The sequence below is a fragment of the Microlunatus soli genome (genome assembly GCF_900105385.1).
Lineage (GTDB): Bacteria > Actinomycetota > Actinomycetes > Propionibacteriales > Propionibacteriaceae > Microlunatus > Microlunatus soli.
Window position 1 is genome coordinate 5,204,282 of the sequence record NZ_LT629772.1, and the last position, 17,406, is coordinate 5,221,687.

The 17,406-nt window shown below is 66.6% G+C and carries 20 protein-coding genes; 13 read left to right on the forward strand and 7 right to left on the reverse strand.

Annotation, left to right across the window (positions count from 1 at the left end; all coding sequences use genetic code 11):
• On the reverse strand, positions 1–594 hold the full coding sequence (locus tag BLU38_RS23865) for a DUF1707 SHOCT-like domain-containing protein (protein ID WP_091528162.1): 594 nt from the start codon (positions 592–594) through the stop codon (positions 1–3).
• 63 nt (positions 595–657) lie between these two features.
• Between BLU38_RS23865 and BLU38_RS23870 the strand changes: the two genes are divergently transcribed.
• The 5 genes from BLU38_RS23870 to BLU38_RS23890 all read left to right on the forward strand — a co-directional run bounded on the left by BLU38_RS23870 (position 658) and on the right by BLU38_RS23890 (position 4,969).
• Entirely contained in the window at positions 658–1,230 is a 573-nt protein-coding gene (locus BLU38_RS23870) for a putative immunity protein (RefSeq protein WP_091528164.1), read from the forward strand.
• Positions 1,227–2,273, forward strand: coding sequence for a Y-family DNA polymerase (locus BLU38_RS23875; protein WP_091528167.1), 1,047 nt, complete (start codon positions 1,227–1,229; stop codon positions 2,271–2,273). The genes BLU38_RS23870 and BLU38_RS23875 overlap by 4 nt, the downstream gene beginning before the upstream one ends.
• Positions 2,274–2,363: 90 nt before the next feature.
• The gene (locus tag BLU38_RS23880; RefSeq protein ID WP_091528170.1) at positions 2,364–2,876 is read left to right on the forward strand and encodes a DEAD/DEAH box helicase family protein; all 513 of its coding nucleotides are present in this window, start codon (positions 2,364–2,366) and stop codon (positions 2,874–2,876) included.
• Between the two features lie 333 nt (positions 2,877–3,209).
• Complete coding sequence (tyrS, locus tag BLU38_RS23885) at positions 3,210–4,421, forward strand: tyrosine--tRNA ligase (protein WP_091533029.1); 1,212 nt, start codon at positions 3,210–3,212, stop codon at positions 4,419–4,421.
• A 68-nt stretch (positions 4,422–4,489) separates the two neighbouring features.
• Positions 4,490–4,969, forward strand: coding sequence for a class I SAM-dependent methyltransferase (locus BLU38_RS23890; RefSeq protein ID WP_091528172.1), 480 nt, complete (start codon positions 4,490–4,492; stop codon positions 4,967–4,969).
• Positions 4,970–5,007: 38 nt separating this feature from the next.
• Here BLU38_RS23890 and BLU38_RS23895 read toward each other — a convergent pair whose 3' ends face one another.
• The 4 genes from BLU38_RS23895 to BLU38_RS23910 are packed head-to-tail and all read right to left on the reverse strand — an operon-like array spanning position 5,008 to position 8,258.
• Positions 5,008–5,418: a Fur family transcriptional regulator gene (locus tag BLU38_RS23895; protein ID WP_269458134.1), complete on the reverse strand. Its 411-nt coding sequence runs from the start codon at positions 5,416–5,418 to the stop codon at positions 5,008–5,010.
• A gap of 8 nt (positions 5,419–5,426) precedes the next feature.
• Positions 5,427–6,428 carry a metal ABC transporter permease gene (locus tag BLU38_RS23900; protein WP_407939716.1) on the reverse strand — a complete coding sequence of 334 codons (1,002 nt, stop codon included), beginning with the start codon at positions 6,426–6,428 and terminating at the stop codon, positions 5,427–5,429.
• Entirely contained in the window at positions 6,428–7,303 is an 876-nt protein-coding gene (locus BLU38_RS23905) for a metal ABC transporter ATP-binding protein (RefSeq protein ID WP_091528175.1), read from the reverse strand. Before BLU38_RS23905 ends, BLU38_RS23900 begins: the two co-directional genes overlap by 1 nt.
• A 1-nt stretch (position 7,304) precedes the next feature.
• A complete protein-coding gene (locus BLU38_RS23910) occupies positions 7,305–8,258 on the reverse strand; it encodes a metal ABC transporter substrate-binding protein (protein ID WP_231920009.1) in 954 nt (317 codons plus the stop codon).
• Here BLU38_RS23910 and BLU38_RS23915 point away from each other — a divergent pair.
• The 4 genes from BLU38_RS23915 to BLU38_RS23930 all read left to right on the forward strand — a co-directional run bounded on the left by BLU38_RS23915 (position 8,257) and on the right by BLU38_RS23930 (position 12,067).
• A complete protein-coding gene (locus BLU38_RS23915; protein ID WP_231920010.1) occupies positions 8,257–8,649 on the forward strand; it encodes an antibiotic biosynthesis monooxygenase family protein in 393 nt (130 codons plus the stop codon). The genes BLU38_RS23910 and BLU38_RS23915 overlap by 2 nt on opposite strands.
• A gap of 110 nt (positions 8,650–8,759) precedes the next feature.
• Positions 8,760–10,148 carry a glycine--tRNA ligase gene (locus BLU38_RS23920; RefSeq protein ID WP_231920011.1) on the forward strand — a complete coding sequence of 463 codons (1,389 nt, stop codon included), beginning with the start codon at positions 8,760–8,762 and terminating at the stop codon, positions 10,146–10,148.
• A 2-nt stretch (positions 10,149–10,150) separates the two neighbouring features.
• Positions 10,151–11,305 (forward strand): tRNA dihydrouridine synthase DusB, encoded by a 1,155-nt coding sequence (gene dusB, locus BLU38_RS23925; RefSeq protein ID WP_407939623.1) that lies wholly within the window; start codon positions 10,151–10,153, stop codon positions 11,303–11,305.
• Positions 11,306–11,335: 30 nt separating this feature from the next.
• Positions 11,336–12,067: a glycerophosphodiester phosphodiesterase gene (locus BLU38_RS23930; RefSeq protein ID WP_091528180.1), complete on the forward strand. Its 732-nt coding sequence runs from the start codon at positions 11,336–11,338 to the stop codon at positions 12,065–12,067.
• 42 nt (positions 12,068–12,109) lie between these two features.
• Here BLU38_RS23930 and BLU38_RS23935 read toward each other — a convergent pair whose 3' ends face one another.
• Positions 12,110–12,646 carry a DinB family protein gene (locus tag BLU38_RS23935; protein ID WP_091528181.1) on the reverse strand — a complete coding sequence of 179 codons (537 nt, stop codon included), beginning with the start codon at positions 12,644–12,646 and terminating at the stop codon, positions 12,110–12,112.
• Between the two features lie 14 nt (positions 12,647–12,660).
• Positions 12,661–13,902: a methyltransferase domain-containing protein gene (locus BLU38_RS23940; RefSeq protein ID WP_157683666.1), complete on the reverse strand. Its 1,242-nt coding sequence runs from the start codon at positions 13,900–13,902 to the stop codon at positions 12,661–12,663.
• Between the two features lie 87 nt (positions 13,903–13,989).
• On the opposite strand from BLU38_RS23940, the gene BLU38_RS31030 reads away from it, so the two are divergent.
• Genes BLU38_RS31030 through BLU38_RS23955 form a run of 4 tightly spaced genes read left to right on the forward strand, consistent with a single transcriptional unit; the run spans position 13,990 to position 17,377 of the window.
• Positions 13,990–14,127 carry a hypothetical protein gene (locus BLU38_RS31030; protein WP_157683667.1) on the forward strand — a complete coding sequence of 46 codons (138 nt, stop codon included), beginning with the start codon at positions 13,990–13,992 and terminating at the stop codon, positions 14,125–14,127.
• Positions 14,117–15,481 (forward strand): YcaO-like family protein, encoded by a 1,365-nt coding sequence (locus BLU38_RS23945; RefSeq protein WP_091528184.1) that lies wholly within the window; start codon positions 14,117–14,119, stop codon positions 15,479–15,481. Before BLU38_RS31030 ends, BLU38_RS23945 begins: the two co-directional genes overlap by 11 nt.
• Positions 15,478–16,155, forward strand: a complete 678-nt coding sequence (locus BLU38_RS23950; RefSeq protein WP_091528187.1) for a TfuA-like protein — start codon at positions 15,478–15,480, stop codon at positions 16,153–16,155. The genes BLU38_RS23945 and BLU38_RS23950 overlap by 4 nt, the downstream gene beginning before the upstream one ends.
• Positions 16,139–17,377, forward strand: a complete 1,239-nt coding sequence (locus BLU38_RS23955; RefSeq protein ID WP_091528189.1) for an MFS transporter — start codon at positions 16,139–16,141, stop codon at positions 17,375–17,377. The genes BLU38_RS23950 and BLU38_RS23955 overlap by 17 nt, the downstream gene beginning before the upstream one ends.
• Positions 17,378–17,406: the final 29 nt, after the last annotated feature.

Sequence of the window (17,406 nt, forward strand, 5' to 3'; positions counted from 1 at the left end):
TCAGTGCGGGCGGCGGAGCAGCCAGTCGATGAAGCTGCGCCGCGGGTAGCGTGCCTTGATCACGCCGGAGGCTACCGAACCGACCACCCGGACCGTGTGGCTGGCCGTGGTCGGGTCGCGCTGGGCGACTTTGTTGGTGATGGTGCCGCTACCGCTGGTGACGTCGTCCATCACGACGGCCCAGTCGGTGGGGACGACCAGCACGACGCTTCCCGACTTCGCCGTGGCGTGCACGGTCACCTCCCGTTGCGGGACGCGGGCTCCGGTGAAGTCGATCTTGATCGAACCGGACGTGCACTGTGCGACGATCTCGACCGGAGCCGTCCAGCTCCCGGTCCGCCGCAACGAGCCGCTCTTGGTGCGCAAGGTCAGCGGTTTGGTCTCCAGCACGCCGGGCTCGAGATCGTGGGTCACCGTGGCCAGCTCGGCGCGGGTCTTGGCCTGATAGACCGCGGTCAGCCGTTCGTCCAGTTCGGTCAGGTCGAGGCGCCCGTCGGCCACCGCCGTCCGGAGGTGTTCGGCGGCCGTTTCGCGTTCGGCGTCACTGGCCCGGGCGACCGGCACCGGCGCTGCGCCCTCGGCATCGTGAGTCATCGCCGCCAAGTCTAGAGGGTGAACCGATTCCTGGCGGGGTAGGACGGATGGCAGGATCGCGGCATGGCAAGCGTGGCGGTCGGTGACTTCGAATTGACCATGGACGAGTTGCGGGTCGTGGCTCGCTTCGCCACCGAGAGCGCCGAAGAAGTCCTTCCCATCTTCGAGGATGCCGTACCCGGTGATCATCGTCCGCGGTCCGCTGTCGAAGCGGCGTGGGAATTCATCAACGGCGCACAGCGGACCAAGCTGCAGCGCGTCACCTCGTTGGAGGCCCATCGAGCCGCGAAGGACGCAACGACAGAGATGGTGGCGTTGGCTGCCCGTTCCGCCGGCGATGCGGCGTCGGCCGCCTACCTGCACCCGATCGCGAAGGCCAGCCAGGTCGGCCACATCCTGCGAGCCACTGCCAGTGCGGCACGAGTCGCCGAGCTGAACGCTGCCGATGATCACTCCGCCGGAGAGTCGGTGATCAACCGAGCGGCCGAGCGCGCGACGCCGGTGCTGATTGATGTCCTCTGCCGCTATCCGGTCGCAACGACAGCCAACAGTCGCGTCGCGCAGCTGATGAGCATGCTGGACGCTGTGCTCAGGGCCGAGCGGGTGTCTGAGGTCCGCGGCACGCTGGAGGAATGAGCCTCCTGCACGCCGATGCGGACTGCTTCTTCGCGTCGGTCGAGCTGCAGCGTCGCCCCGAGTTGGCCGACCGGCCGGTCGCGGTCGCGACCCACATCGTGATGTCGGCGACATATCCGGCACGGGCCCGCGGCGTGCGTGGCGCGATGCCGCTTCGGCAGGCGCTCAAGCTGTGCCCCGAACTGGTGGTGCTACCACCTCAGGCCGACTATCAGTCGGCCGGTGAAGCGTTGATGGGGCTGTTCTGGCGGTTCGCCGTTCAGGTCGAGCCGGGGTCGATGGAGGAGGCGTTCATCGACCCCGGCGACGCCGACCCGGTGGCCACCGCCGCGGCCATCCGGGCAGCGGCCCGCGACGAGCTCGGGCTGCCGGTGACGGTCGGTGTGGCACGGACCAAACTGTTGGCCAAGCTGGCCTCCCGCCGGGCCAAACCCGATGGCCTGCTGGTGATCACCGGGACCGAGGAGGCTCGTCTCCGGGCGACGCTGACGATCGACGACCTGTGGGGTGTCGGGCCGACTACGGCCAACCGGCTCGCCGATGCCGGCGTCACCAGGCTCACCGAGCTGGAGGGCTACGACGAGGCTCGGTTGCGGTCCGTGGTCGGTACGGCGATGGCGCGCCGGCTGCTGTCGATCCGGGACGGCACCGACGACGCGACGGTCCGCCAACTCGGTCCGCGGCGTACGGTGTCGGCTTCCCGGACCGCGATGCGCCCGTCGAGTCGCTGGGCCGACATCCAAGCTCACGCCGACGGCGTGATCGACCTGGCGTTGCAGCGGCTCGCGGAGTCGCACGACGGGCAGGCCGTCACCCACAGGATCGACGTGCAGGTGACCTACGCCGACCGCGGTCAGTGGAGCACCGAGCGCAGGTTGCCGACCGCCACCCGTGATCGGAATGTGCTGCGCCGACACTGCCGGGAGATGATCACGTCCAGTGGTGTCCAGGCGGCCGACCGGCCGGTGTTGTTGATCATGGTCGCGTTCCGGTTGACCGGCGTCTCGGGAAGTCGGCAGCAAAACGCCCTACCGCTGTTCTGAACTCCGTCATCCGCAGCTGCGGGTGGCCCTGCTGCGCCCGGTGGAAAAGCCGACGACCCTCGGACTGCCCCCCGGGTAGCATCGTCGGTCATGATCAACTATGTCCTCGGCGCGCCCGGCTCCGGCAAGAGTCTGATCATCCCGAGGCTGCGTCGACTGATGCCCGACCGGGTGGTGCTGGATTGGGATGCCCTTATGGAGCCGGCCGGCGACCTCGCCGGCGCTCCGATCCCTCAGACCCCGCGGACCTGGGAACCCTACGGGCGTCTGGTCCGGACCGTCGTCGACGCGATCCTTCCGGTGGATCTGGTGCTGCTCGGAGTCTGCACCCCGGCCGAGCTGGCCGATTGGCCCACGGGCTCGTGGCTCCTGTTGGACTGTTCCGACGAGGTACGTCGGCAGCGGCTGACTGCGCGCAACGAACCAGATGACATCGACGACGTGCTGCGCGATGCCGCCAACTACCGGGCACTCGGCCTGCCGGTCGTCGACACGACCTACCTCTCGCCGGACGAGGTAGCCACCTCGGTGGTCGACAGGACGAGTCGAGCGGCACCGACGTTCAGAAGGGACCAGCAGGTGCCGAAGATCTCGAGCTCGTGATCGACGTCGCGGAAGCCGTGCGCGGGTGGCGATCGAGGTCGCCCACTTCTCCACGGTCGGCTCAACGACCTCATCATCCCCACGATCTCATTCAGCCGTTGGGTAGTGCATACCTCCGAGACAGTCATGAGCCTCTGGTCTAGGCTGAGCGCCATGCTGCATGGCTTCGCGTATAGGGACGGCTCTGGTGTGAGTCGTGCCCGCGTGCGTCGCTGATCAAGTCTCGGCACATCCCAGAGCCCAAGGTGAGGACCATCCGGTTCTCACCTTCTTCGTTTTCAGGGCGAGGAATGCTGCTGGGAGTTCTTCGCTCGTGACGTGAAGGAGAACTCCATGACCACGCCCGACCAGGTCCTCGACCATTTGAGTCGAACAACCGATCAGATCTTCGGACGTGACGACTTTCGGGACCGGCTCGCTTCCGGTCGACGGCTGCGGATCAAGTTCGGCGTCGACTGCACGGCACCCGATCTGCATCTCGGGCACGCGGTGAACCTGTGGATGATGCGTTACCTGCAGGATCTCGGTCATGTCGTGGTGTTCCTGCTGGGCGATACGACGACGCGGATCGGAGACCCGACCGGCCGAAACACGACCCGTCCGGTGCTGACCGAGGACGAGATCGACCGAAACGCCAGCGCCTTCCTGGAGCAGGTGACCCTGGTGCTTCGCAACGACCCCGACGTGCTGGAGATCCGGCGCAACTCCGAGTGGTACGACCCCATGACAATCACCGATCTGATCGGGCAGCTCAGCATGGTGACGCACAGCGAGTTGCTGGCCCGGGACATGTTCCAGAAGCGACTGCGGGACCATCGTGAAATCGCCATGCATGAGTTGATCTACCCGGTACTGCAGGGCTACGACAGCGTTGCCTTGAAATCAGACGTCACCATCGTCGGCTCCGACCAATTGTTCAACGAAACGATGGGACGGAACCTGCAGTCCAAGCACGGACAGGTTCCGCAGACCGTCATCACCAGCATGATCACTCCCGGCCTGGACGGCGGTTCCAAGCAATCGAAGTCGCTGAACAACTACGTCGGACTAGCGCGGAGCGCCGATGAACAGTTCGGTCGCCTGATGACCCTCAACGACGAGCTGATCGAGACCTGGGCGACGGTCTACACCGAGCTTCCCCGTGAGCAGGTCGAAGACCTGGCTCGCCGGGCCGCGCGCGGCGGCGGAAGCGCACGCGACGCGAAGCTCGAGCTTGCCGAGGCGATCGTGACCAGGTACCACGGCCTGCTCGCAGCGGCACGTTCGCGGCGGACGTTCCTTGATGTCTTCTCGGAGCGCAGGCTGCCGGAAAGCATTCCCGAACTGTCCGTCACCGATCTGCGGCCGACGATGCTGGACTTGGTGGCTGCGGCACGCCCGGACCTGACCCGGTCCGCCGTCCGCCGTTTGATCGTCGGCGGTGGAGTCCGCCTCGATGGCCGACAGCATCAGGACCCGCTTGCTCAGGTCGCAGTGGCGACCGGCGCAGTCCTACAGATCGGTAGACGCCGCTGGCACCGGTTGAAGATCGAACACGGCGAGTGATCAGCGGGAGCGGCGGGCTCTGGACAGGTAGCTTCTGGAGTGTGTCGTCGAAGGATCGTTGGTGTGAGATGGCTCTGGCGGTCCTTGACCGGGTGACCGGAATCGAGTTGGACAAGCGGGCCGCCGAGGTGGCGCAGAGTCGGTTCGCTGACGACGCACGCGTGCAGGTATGCCAGGCATCGTTCGACGACCGACCATCCGGTACGTGGGATCTGGTGACCCTCGTCGCCGTCCTGCACCATCTGCCCTTGCAGCGGACCCTGGTCGACGCAAAGGCGCTGGTGAATCCGGGCGGCCGCCTCGTCGTTGTGGGACTGTCGCGCGACAGCCCGGGACTGTGGTCACTCATTTCGATCTTGCTGAATCCACTCGTCGGGATGCTGGCTCATCCGCGCGGCGACGGTGCGTCGCCACAGTCGGCGATCGCGCCGGCCCGACCCGCTACGGAGTCGCTTGCCGAGATCAGAGCCGTTGCCACGAACGTTCTGCCTGGGGTCCAGGTGCGGACCGGCCCGTTCTGGCGGTACACGCTGGTCTGGACGGCGTGACCGCGTACCGGAAACTCCACCGCCGGTCGGGCGGATGATCAGCAGGACGAGCAGGTACCGAAGATCTCGAGCTCGTGGTTGACGTCGCGGAAACCGTGCTCGGTGGCGATCGAGTTGGCCCATTTCTCCACGGTCGGGCCACTGACCTCGACCGTACGGCCACAGCTGCGGCAGACCAGGTGGTGATGGTGACCGCCGGAACAACGCCGGTAGCTCATCTCGCCGTCGACGTTGCGGATCGCATCCAGCTCACCGCTGTCGGTCATCGACTGCAAGGTCCGGTAGACGGTGGTCAACCCGACGCGTTCCTCGGAGTGCCGGAGCTCGTCGTGGATCTGCTGGGCGCTGCGGAAGTCCGAGGCGGCGTTCAGGATCTTGTCGACGGCGGCCCGCTGCCTGGTCCGACGTTGCGGTGCTGCCGACTCGGGTTCTCTGATCTGGTTCATCATCTGCCCCCTCAGTGCTCGTCGTAATGATCGCGATGGACGGCGTGCCGATGTCCGTCGTGCAGGTAGTCGACATGATCACCGTGGGTGACCGACGGGTGATCACAGTCCGGGTCGCCATGGGTGTGCTGATGAGTGCCGGCCAGCACGTGGGGCGTCGGGATCCCTGCCGGGGCAGGGGTTTCGGGTAACACCACCGGTTCTCGTCGGCGTCGTCGCAGCAGCGCCGAGACCGGCCAGCTGATCGCGAACACGACGATCGCCAGCACCACGATCAGTGCGCCGGGCGCGGCATTGGCATAGAAGGATCCGGCGGCTCCACCGACCGCGACGACCACACCGATCACCATCGCCGTGCCGAGTGCGGCATAGAAGCCCGGCACCAGATTGTGGGCGGCGGCCACCGGCACCACCATCAGCGCACTCACCAGCAGCAGACCGACCGTACGCATCGACAACGAGACGGTGATCGCGGCCAGCACCACCACGACGATGTTGTACAGCCGCACCTTCAGGCCGAGCACCCGGGCGAAGTCCTCGTCCGCGCTGACCGCGAACAGCTGCGGCGCCAGGCCGACGGTCGGCACCAGCACGACGACCGCGAGCACGGTGATCAGGACCAGGTCCGAGGAGGTGACGGTGGTCAGGGATCCGAACAGGTACTGGGACAACGCACCGGTGCCGCCGCCCGCGAACGCCGACATCAGCACGCCGGTCGCCAGACCGCCGTAGAAGAGGATCGCCAGTCCGACGTCACCGGTGGCCTTGCCCCGTTGGCGCAGTACTTCCACCAGCACCGAGCCGGCGACACAGACGATGACCGCAACCGGGATCGGCGCCGTTCCGGTCAACAGTGCCAGCCCGACGCCGGCGATCGCCACGTGGCCGAGACCGTCGCCGAGCAGGCTGAGCCGGCGTTGCACGATGTAGGAACCGATTGCCGGGGCGATCAGACCGGTCAGCAGCGCAGCGATCAGAGCCCGCTGCATGAACGGATACCGCAGCAGTTCGATCATGGGTGACCTCCGTCGCGCGCCGACTGCTGCGTCGACGCCGGATCGAGATCAGTAGCGAAGGGGCCCGAGCTTGTCGAAGGATCGGCGGTCTCGTCCACCTCGTGCCCGCCATGCTCACGGTGATGATCACCGAACTCGGTGGACGATCGCGGCAACTCCCCATCGTGTACGACACGCCCCTCCCGGAGCACCACGGCCCGGTCGACGAGCGGAGTGAGCGGGCCGATCTCGTGCAGCACGACCAGGATCGCCATCCCGCGGCGCAGCAGTTCGGTGAGTACACCGGCCAGCAGCTTCTGGTGTTCCAGGTCAACGCCCGCGGTCGGCTCGTCCAACACCAGCAGCCGGGGTTCGGCGGCCAATGCGCGGGCGATCAGCACCCGCTGCTGTTGGCCACCGGACAGATGCTGCATCTCGGAGTTGATCCGATCCTCCAGGCCGACCACCTGCAGCGCGTCACGGACCGCTCGACGGTCCTGGGCGCGCGGCGGCAGGAACGGCGGCCGGTGACCGAGCCGCCCGGAGCCGACGATCTCGCCGACCTTGGCCCGGGTCAGATTGATGGTCGATCGCTGCGGCACGTAGCCGATCGCCGACCAGTCCCGGAACCGGTTCAGCGGCTGGCCGAACATGCTGACCGTGCCACGGCGCAACGGCGTCAGCCCGAGCAACGCCCGGACCAGGGTGGACTTGCCGGAGCCGTTGCCACCGAGCAGGGCGACCGTCTCGCCGGCGTGCACCGAGATCGAGATGCCGCGCAGCACGGGGAGCCCGCCGAGCTCGACCGAGACGTCGGTGGCGCCGAGCACCTCCTCGGCCCGGCCGGCGGGGTCCAGCCCGTTGTCGGTCACGCCGTCCTCCAGGATCGTCATCTCAGCTGCACCCGTTGGCCTTCTGCAGGGCAGTGAGGTTGGACTTCATCACCGCAACATAGTCCTTGCCCTTCGATTGGTCGGTGATCCCTTCGATCGGGTCGAGCACGTCGGTCTTCAGTTTGAGGTCGCCGGCGATCGACTTCGCGACGGCGGGGGAGACCAGTGTCTCGTAGAAGATCGTTGTCACCTTGTGCTTGGTGATCTCCTGTTGCACGGCGGCGATCCGGGCCGGTGACGGCTCGCTGTCCGGGCTCAACCCGTTGATCGGGACCTGGGTCAGATCGTAGCGTTCGGCCAGGTAGCCGAAGGCCGCGTGGGAGGTGACGAACTCCGTACGCTGGCAGCTCTTCAGTCCACTGCGGTAGGCGGAGTCGAGCCCCTTCAGGTCGTCGGTCAGGGCGGCGGCGTTCTTGGTGTAGTCGGCGGCGTTGTCGGGATCCTGCTTGGTCAGAGCAGCGGTCACCGCATCGCTGATCTTGATCATGTTGTTCGGGTCCAGCCAGACATGGGGATCGAGATTGGTCGTTCCTTCGGAGTGCTCGTCGCCGTGCTCGTGCTCCTCCTCGCCGAGCGGGCCGTGGTCCTCCAGCGGTACGACGGTCGCGGTGTCCAGCACGTGATCGTTGCCGCTCTGGGCGACCGCGTCGTCGACGGCGGCCTGGAAATGCTTCTCGTAGAGCACCAGATCGGCGGTGGAGACGCTGGCGACCTGCTTCGGAGTGAGCTCCAGGTCGTGCGGCTCGGCGCCCGGCTTGGTCAGGCTCTGCACCGAGGCATGGGTTCCCGCGACGCGCTCGGCGACGTACTGCAGCGGATAGAAGCCGGCGACGATCGTCAGTTGACCGGACTGCGAGCCGTCGGCCTTCGCACCGCCCGTTGCACCACATGCCGTGACGAGGAGGAGAGCCGACATGCTGAGCAAGGCGCCGAGCGCGCGCGGGAAGACTGTCATGAAAACCATTTTCAATAGGGATGGGGTGAAAGTCAAACCGGATCCGTCGAGCTCGCTGCCGGGCCAGGTTCGGGCTGAGCGGGTGTGGAAGGATCACCCGGTGATCGTGATCAGCCGGTTCCGGGTGCCGCCGGAGCGTACCGAGGGCTTCGTCGGCCAGGCCCGGGCCGCGATCGAGGTGTTGTCGTCGGCGGACGGCTTCCGGTCCGCCGACCTCGGCCGCAACACCGACGAACCGGACTTGTGGACCATCACCACCCGGTGGCGCAATGTCGGTTCCTATCGGCGCGGGCTGGGATCGTATGAGGCCAAACTGACCGTCGCACCCCTGCTGTCGGAGGCCGTCGACGAGCCGTCGGCCTACATCGACCCCGACGACCTCACCCTCTGAGCAACTCGGCGGGTGGTTTTGACTTCGCGCCGGTACGGGGCGATCAATTAGCCTGAGGGGGAGGAGTGCGGGCGCCAGCCGGGTGTCCGCTCACAGTGGAGAGAGTATTCGTGGCCAAGAGCAAGCTCGACGACGTCATCAGCCTGTGCAAGCGCAGGGGATTCGTCTTCCAGTCCGGTGAGATCTACGGCGGCACCCGCTCGGCGTGGGACTACGGGCCCTTCGGCGTCGAGTTGAAGGAGAACATCAAGCGCCAGTGGTGGAAGGCGATGGTGCAGAGCCGCGACGACATCGTCGGTCTGGACTCCGCGGTCATCCTGCCCAAGCAGACCTGGATCGCCTCCGGCCACGTCGGCGTCTTCACCGATCCGCTGGTCGAGTGCCTGCAGTGTCATCAGCGTTTCCGCGCCGACCACCTGCAGGAGGCCTACGCCGCCAAGAAGGACATCGAGGATCCGGACACGGTGTCGCTGGAGCTGGTCAACTGTCCCAACTGCGGCACCAAGGGCAAGTGGACGCCGCCGCGCGACTTCAACATGATGTTGAAGACCTATCTGGGCGTGATCGAGGACGAGTCCGGGCTGCACTATCTGCGGCCGGAGACCGCCCAGGGGATCTTCCTCAACTTCAACAACGTGGTCACCGCGGCCCGCAAGAAGCCGCCGTTCGGCATCGCGCAGACCGGCAAGTCGTTCCGCAACGAGATCACCCCGGGCAACTTCATCTTCCGCACCCGCGAGTTCGAGCAGATGGAGATGGAGTTCTTCGTCGAGCCCGGCACCGACGAGGAATGGCACCAGTACTGGATCGATACCCGGACCGACTGGTACGTCGACCTCGGTATCGCCCGGGACAACCTGCGGCTCTTCGAGCACCCGCAGGAGAAGCTGTCGCACTACTCCAAGCGGACCGTCGACATCGAGTACCGCTTCGAGTTCACCGGCAACGAGTGGGGTGAGCTGGAAGGCATCGCCAACCGCACCGATTTCGATCTCGGGACGCACAGCAAGCACTCCGGTGTTGATCTTTCCTACTTCGATCAGGCCAAGGGTGAGCGCTACACGCCGTACGTGATCGAGCCGGCCGGTGGTGTCACCCGGTCACTGATGGCCTTCCTGGTCGACGCGTACACCGAGGACGAGGCGCCGAACACCAAGGGCGGCGTGGACAAGCGGACGGTACTCAAGCTGGATCCGCGGCTGGCCCCGGTCAAGGCCGCCGTGCTGCCGCTGTCCCGCAACGAGCAGCTGTCGCCGAAGGCTCGCGATCTTGCCGCCGAGCTCCGCAAGCACTGGAACGTCGACTTCGACGACGCCCAGGCGATCGGCCGCCGCTACCGCCGTCAGGACGAGATCGGTACGCCGTACTGCGTGACCGTCGACTTCGACACCCTCACCGACGATGCGGTGACCGTCCGTGAGCGTGACACCATGACCCAGGAACGCGTCAGCCTGGACAAGGTGGTGGAGTTCCTGGCACCCAAGCTGATCGGCTGCTGATCTTGGTCTCCGTGGTCGAAGGACCGCAGACCCGACCCCTTCAGCTGGGCAGCCTGACCGTCGACATACCGGTGGTGCTGGCCCCGATGGCCGGCATCACCAACGCGGCGTTCCGGCAGCTCTGTCGCGAACAGGGTGCCGGGTTGTATGTCTGCGAGATGATCACCTCCCGCGGCATCGTCGAACGGGACGCCAAGACCCTGGGGATGCTGCAGTTCGATCCGGGGGAGAGCACCCGCAGTGTGCAGCTCTACGGCACCGATCCGTACTACATGGCCGAGGCGGCCAAGATCCTCTGCGGCGAGTACGGGGTCGGGCACGTCGACATGAACTTCGGCTGTCCGGTGCCGAAAGTGACGCGCAAGGGCGGAGGAGCGGCACTGCCCTGGAAGCGTGATCTGCTGGAGGCGATCCTGCGCTCGGTGGTCAAGGCGGCCGAACCGTACGGTGTCCCGGTCACCTGCAAGACCCGCAAGGGCATCGATGATGATCATCTGACCTACCTCGACGCCGGACGGATCGCCGAGCAGGCCGGCATCGCCGCGATCGCCCTGCACGGTCGGACCGCCCAGCAGTCCTACTCCGGGCAGGCCGACTGGGAATCCATTGCCACGTTGAAGAATCACGTGACGATCCCGGTGCTCGGCAACGGTGACATCTGGGAGGCTGCGGATGCGCTGGCCATGATCGACAAGACCGGAGCCGACGGTGTGGTGATCGGCCGCGGCTGTCTCGGTCGGCCGTGGTTGTTCCGCGATCTCGCCGATGCGTTCGCTGGTCGTCCCGGCCAACGGCTGCCCAGTTCCGGTGAGGTCGCGATCATGGTCCGTCGGCATGCCGAACTGCTCGCCGGACTGATGGGGGAGCAGCGCGGACTGACCGACCTGCGCAAGCACATGGCCTGGTACTTCAAGGGATTCCCGGTCGGCGGCGACATCCGCCACGACCTGGGTACGGTCTCCAGCTTCGCCGAGCTCGATGATCATCTCGCCCGGCTCGATCCTGCGCTGCCGTACCCGGCGGAGGTCCTCGGCCGACCGCGCGGTCGGCAGGGATCACCTCGCGGCAAGGTTTCGCTGCCCGAAGGCTGGCTGGCCGACAGCTGCGGTCTTGATCTTGAACTCTCCGGCGCCGAGATCGGTGTCTCCGGCGGTTAGAAGACGCGTCCTCAACAACAGGAGACTCCCGTGCCCCTTGTCATCGTCGGTCACCGTGGCGCCCCGGCCGAAGCGCCGGAGAACACCGTCGCATCGTTCCGGATTGCCGACGAGGTCGGCGCCGGAGAGGTGGAGACCGACGTCCGGGTGAGCTCCGACGGCCAACTCTTCATGCTGCACGATGCCGATCTTGATCGGGTCGCGATCGATCCGTCCCAGCGAGGGCTCGGTCCGGTCGCCGACCTCCCGTGGTCGACGATCAGCTCGGTCGATCTCGGCGCCGATCAACGGGTCCCCACATTGCAGGAGATGTACGCCGCCACGACGACTCCGGTCCAGCTGGAGATCAAGGCCCTGGCCGCTGTCGACGGTCTGGTCGGTTACTTCACCGACCATCCCGACGACGCCGAGCGGACGATCATCTCCAGTTTCTCGATCGAAGCCATGGCTGCCGCCGCCGACCGTCTGCCGGATGTTCGGCGCGGCGTGATCATCGGCAGTTGGGTCAAGGCCCAGGGCCATCCCGGTGGACCGCTCGAGCTGATGAAGCAGACCGGCTCGACCCGGCTGCATTGCGGATGGGAGGGGCTGGGTCCCGAGGCCGTCGACGTGCTGCACGACGCCGGGTACGAGGTGCACGGCTGGCCGGGACGCGAGCGCGATCACTATCAGCGGGCGGTCGAGACCGGCGTCGACGGCACCTGCAGTGACGATCCGCGCACCTTCCTGCGCTGGGTCACCGGAACGACCGACGCCCGCTGACACGGCGGCACCGTTCACCGGCCCAACGGCGGCATCGCTTCGTCAATCCTCCGCCGGTTCCTCACCGGTGCGACCGTCGGCCTGCTCCCGGAGCAGATCGAGATGGCCGAGATGACGACTGGTCTCCTCGATCAGGTGCAGCAGGATCCAACGGAGCGACGAGTCCCTGCTGGCGGACCGGTCGTCCAACGACGCGGACGCGACCACCTCGTCGCAGCGCGCCGATTCGGCGGCGTAGTCGCCGGTCAGTTCGGTGATCGACACATCGGCAGGGACGTGCAACTCGCCGTCGGGATCCTCGTCGGTCCAGTCGTACTCGAGGTCGGACTGGCCGGCGAACACCTCGCGGAGCCAGGAACGTTCCACGTTGGTGAGGTGACGGACCACGCCGTGGATGGTCAGCCCGGTGGGTGTTTCGGCCCGCCGCAACACGTCGTCCTCGCCGTCGCTGACCTTCCAGATCACCAGGTCGCGTTGACGTTGCAGGTAGCCGAGCAGGGCCGTTCGTTCGTCGCCTCGGTGAGCGGCTTCGGTGATCCCTCGGCGACTGCCGTTGGTGCTGCCATTGCCGTCGTTCATTGCACTGTCCTTCGTCAGGTCGCCGGCGTGGTGTCGAGCACGATCAGGTCGTGGCGGAAGAGCCGCCGGATCAGGTCAACATTGTCGCCGACAAGATCGCCTACCGTCGCTGTCCCGTCGATCCGTCGGACCACGGCGAACTCGGCGTCGGTCACCGGCAGCGCCAGATCGCTTTCGGCGTGGGCGGCATTTCGGAGCACGGCTCCCGGTCGTCCGGCTCGGGTGCTGTCGCCGGCCGTCGCGATCCGGGTCGTCGGTGCGATCAGCGGTCGCCACTCGCTGACAGCATCGTCGTCGAGATCGGGCTGGCTGACGGTGTCGTCGTTGGCAGCGTAGGCGATCGCGGTGTGGCTGGCGATCGTGCCACGGAACAATTCGACCGCTGCGAACTGCTCGTCCCGGGGCAGAGCCGCGATCCGAGCCGCATGCGGTGTCGACGCCACCGCACCGCAATCGGGCAGATAGGGCGCCTGTCGCTGCCACCGGCCGAACCGGAATCCACCGTCGGACAGGAATGTCAGGGTCTCGGTGACGGTGTACGGGCGATCGCGCGGATTCAGGAGAACGTCGGCCAGTGCGTCCGGGTCGTCGAAATCCCACGAGTTCTGCATCAGGTGGCGCAACGGATGGGACGGATCCAAAGCGGTCACGACCTTCGCCAGTTCGGCAAGATCATCGACGCTGCCGCTGAGCCCCAATCGGCGGCAGTATTCCTGCATCATGTACACGCCCGCGCGGCCATATCGTGCGTACAGCATGATGGTCACCGCTCCACCGGGGGCGAGGACCGAATGCAGAGCGCGAAGCCCTGTCGTCGGATCGGCCAGACAATGCAGAACTCCGGTGCTGATGATTCGATCGAACTGCTGGTCGAGTTCGCTCACCCGTTCGATCGGCAACTGGTGCAGCGTGAGGTTGTCGATGCCGTGCTGCCGGATGAGATCGCGGGTCTTTCCCAGGCTTGCCGAACTGACGTCGATTCCGACGACCTCGGCCTCTGGGTTGACCATCGCATGTCGCGCCGCCTGAGTGGTGCCGCAGCCGGCGATCAATGTCCGACAACGACCGTCGGGGAAGCTGTCGCGCGGGGATCGGTTCGGCCAGATCAGGTGATGACGCGCCCGCCGTTCTGGTGCCCCTGGCAGTCGGACCCGATCCAATCCCACCGGTGGCGGGTAAGGATGTCGTTCGTAGAAATCGGCGATCAGGTCACGGCTCGGATCAGTATTATCCACCGTCATCGGTGACTGCGCCATGGCCCGCATTCTTCCATATGGTCGTGATCGAGCGTACTGTCCGTGTCAGTTCATAGATTTGGATCGACAATCCAGACGGAGGCTCTCATGGATAACGCGGCTGCCGGCGATCTCACCCGAGTTACGCCGGAAGATCTGGAAAAGCTCCTCGAATCCGATGGTGACAGCGAGCCGATGGGTTTGGGCTATCTGAACGGTTCTATTGCCGACGGAAGTGACGACTGACAGCGCGAACGTTGATGTCTGGTCGGCGCGCGCCGCGGACCGCGAGGTCGACACGGCGGACACGCTGCACCGGATGGTGCCCCACCTGTCTGCCGTCGGGATCACCCGGCTCGGCGACATCACGGGGCTCGACCGGGTAGGCATTCCGGTCTTCCAGGCGATCTGTCCTCGGAGCCGCGACACGATCTCGGTCTACAGCGGCAAAGGCGTCACAGCTGACGCCGCTCGGGTCAGCGCGGTGATGGAAGCGACCGAACGGTTCTGTGCAACCCAGGACCGGGCCCCCGCCCGAGTGGCGTCGGTCGCGGAGCTTCGTCGGGAGGATCCGGCGGGATTCCTGCGGCCCGAAGATCATCTGCTGCCGCTGCGCCCCGGCATCGACGACGACACCCCACTGCACTGGCTGCGTGGCACCGACCTCGGGATCGGCGCGCAGGTCCTCGTGCCGCAGCAGGCGGTGACCCACGGGGCCGACGGGTACGGCACCGCGTGCTACCGGATCACCAGCACCAACGGACTGGCGGCCGGCAACACCCACGACGAGGCCGTCCTGCACGGGCTGTGTGAGGTCATCGAGCGCGATGACTGGACGTTCGCCGATGCGATCGGCAACCAGCTCCCGAAGCTTCGCGCCCGCCGGCGTCGACGAGCCTCCGATGACGGTGGGGCCGGCGACGGTGGGGTCGATGACTGTGGTGTGACGGGGCCGGGCGCGACCTATCGCCAGCTGCGGATCGACACCCTGCCCCCGATCGCTGCCGAACTGGCCGGACGATTCTCCGCTGCCGGTATCGGTCTGACGATGCACGTGATCTCTCGGGCTGGCAGTCTGACGACGGTGTTGGCGACCTCGGTGAATGACGGCTGGGAGGGTTCCGGACGCTATATCGGACTCGGCACCAGCCCGGACCCGTTGCTCGCCGTGACGCGATCATTGACCGAGCTGGCCCAGAGCCGAGCGGGTGACATCTCGGCGACACGCGAGGACCTGACCGCTGCCGATGAGCATGACGCGCAGCCCTGGGACCGACACATCCGCCGGACGACCGGCACCGTCGGTGATCAGCCATGGGATCGGACCGGTGCCGAGGAGATGATCAGCTTCGATTCCTTGGCCGACGAATCCGCAGCTGCGGAACGGCGCCCTCCCGGTCACTGGGTCCGCCAGATCGTCGGGCAGCTCGGCAGCCACGGAATGCGCCGGGTGATTGTCGTCGATCTGTCGGTCGACGGTCTTCCCGCGAAGGTCGTACGGGTCATCGTCCCGGGGTTGGAGTCCTGGGCAGCGCATCGGTCCCGGATCGGTCACCGGTTGCTGACAGCTTGGAACGCCGCTGTCGAGGACGGCGAATGACCGGACGGGGTGACAGCGTCGTGTTCATCGGCCCCAGCCTGTGCCACGACGAGGTGCGGAAGACGTTCGACGGCACCGTCCGGCCGCCGATCGGGCGCGGTGACCTGGATCAACTCATCGGGTGCGACCCGCCGCCCCAACAGGTCGGGATCGTCGACGGCACCTTTCTGCATCGGCTGGCCGTCACCCCCAAGGAGGTCCTGCGGGCGATCGACGCGGGAATCACCGTCTTCGGTGCCTCGAGCATCGGGGCGCTCCGCGCTGCCGAGTGCGACCGCTACGGAATGATCGGCGTCGGACGGATCTACCGACTGTTCGCCGACGGTGAGGTCGTCGCCGACGACGAGGTCGCCATCACGATGGATCCGGACACGCTGGCTGCGACCTCCGAACCGTTGATCAACATCCGACTGGCGATCGCGGCGGCCGTCGAAGCCGGTCAGGTGACCGAGATCGTCGGAAGCACAGCCGTCCGGATCGCCGCTGGGCTCTACTTCCCGGACCGCTCCTGGGCTCGGGTGGTCGATGACCTGCACCGGCTGCCGGCGCTGCCCGCCGACGAGGTCGAAGCGTTCACGGCCTGGACGCGCAGCGAGCAACGAGGGGATCAGAAGTCCGCGGACGCGCGACTCCTATTGCAGATGATGGCCGGGAGTGATGACGATCGCGACTGATCCACCGCCACGATCATCATCTGTCGGCTCTCGGCGCAATATGGCCGGCTGGGTGATCGGATTCGGCTGCTCGCAGCTCGGTGACCAGATCTTCGCCTTGGCGATCGCGTGGGCCGCCGTCCAGGCGGGCTCGGCAGCGACGGTCGGTCTGGTGATCGCGGCCGGATCGATCCCACGGATCGCGATCCTGCTCTTCGGCGGCGCACTGGCCGATCGGCTGAACGCCAAGCTGATGATCGCGCTCGCCGACGCTGCCAGAGCGCTGACGTTGATCATCTTCGCGCTGCTGTTGATGACCGATGAACCGGCGGTCGTCGCGTTGATCACGGTCTCGGTCCTGATCGGGACCGCCGACGGCCTGTTCCAACCGGCCATCGGGGCGCTGTCCGTCCGACTCGGTCCGGAAAGTGAGATCGGCCGGATATCGGCGTTGCGGACGACCGTGTCGCGGCTCTGTTTGCTGATCGGTGGGCCGATCAGCGGAGCCGCGCTCGCGTGGTGGGGCACCGCCGCGGCTTTTGCGATCGCCGGGGTGTTGTTCATCGGATCGGTCGCTTCGCTGGTGTTGATCAAGATCGACCGGCCCGCTGCCGCGTCGCAACCCGCAGCCGGCAACGACTCGTTGATCGGTGAGGTGGTGGCCGGCTTGCGAATGGTCCGACGGCATCCCGTACTGCCGTGGCTGCTGTTGATGATCGGCGGACTCAACTTCGGCTTCTCCGGACCGATGACGGCCGGCATCCCGCTGCTGGCCGACGTGCTGGACTGGGGGCCGGGGGCGGCCGGGCTGATCTACGGAGCTTTCGGGCTGGGCGCCGGCACCGCCGGTCTGAGTCTGGTCTTCGTCAAGCGGGTGCCTCGCGCGGGGTGGAGCGCGTTGGCGGCGGCAGCCGCAGTGGCGCTGGCACTAGGGGCCTTTGCGCTGGCTGCCCATCCGATCGCCGGCATCGTCGCCGGTGCGGTCCTCGGAGTCGCCTCCGGCATCTTCGGAACCACTGCCAACGGGCTGGTGATGTCTTCGACGCCGCGGTCCGAGATCGGCCGGGTGATGTCGTTGAATGCGCTGGTGCTGGAAAGTGTGTTGCCGGCCAGCCTGTCACTGACCGGCCTGCTCGCCACGCTGACCTCGCCGTCGATGACCTTCGCAGCCGGGGCACTGGTGCTGCTGCTGACGCTGCTGATCCCGGTCAGCCGTCGGCAGGTCCGCGCGGCTCGGTTGTGACGACCGATGACACCCGGTGCCGGCTGCCC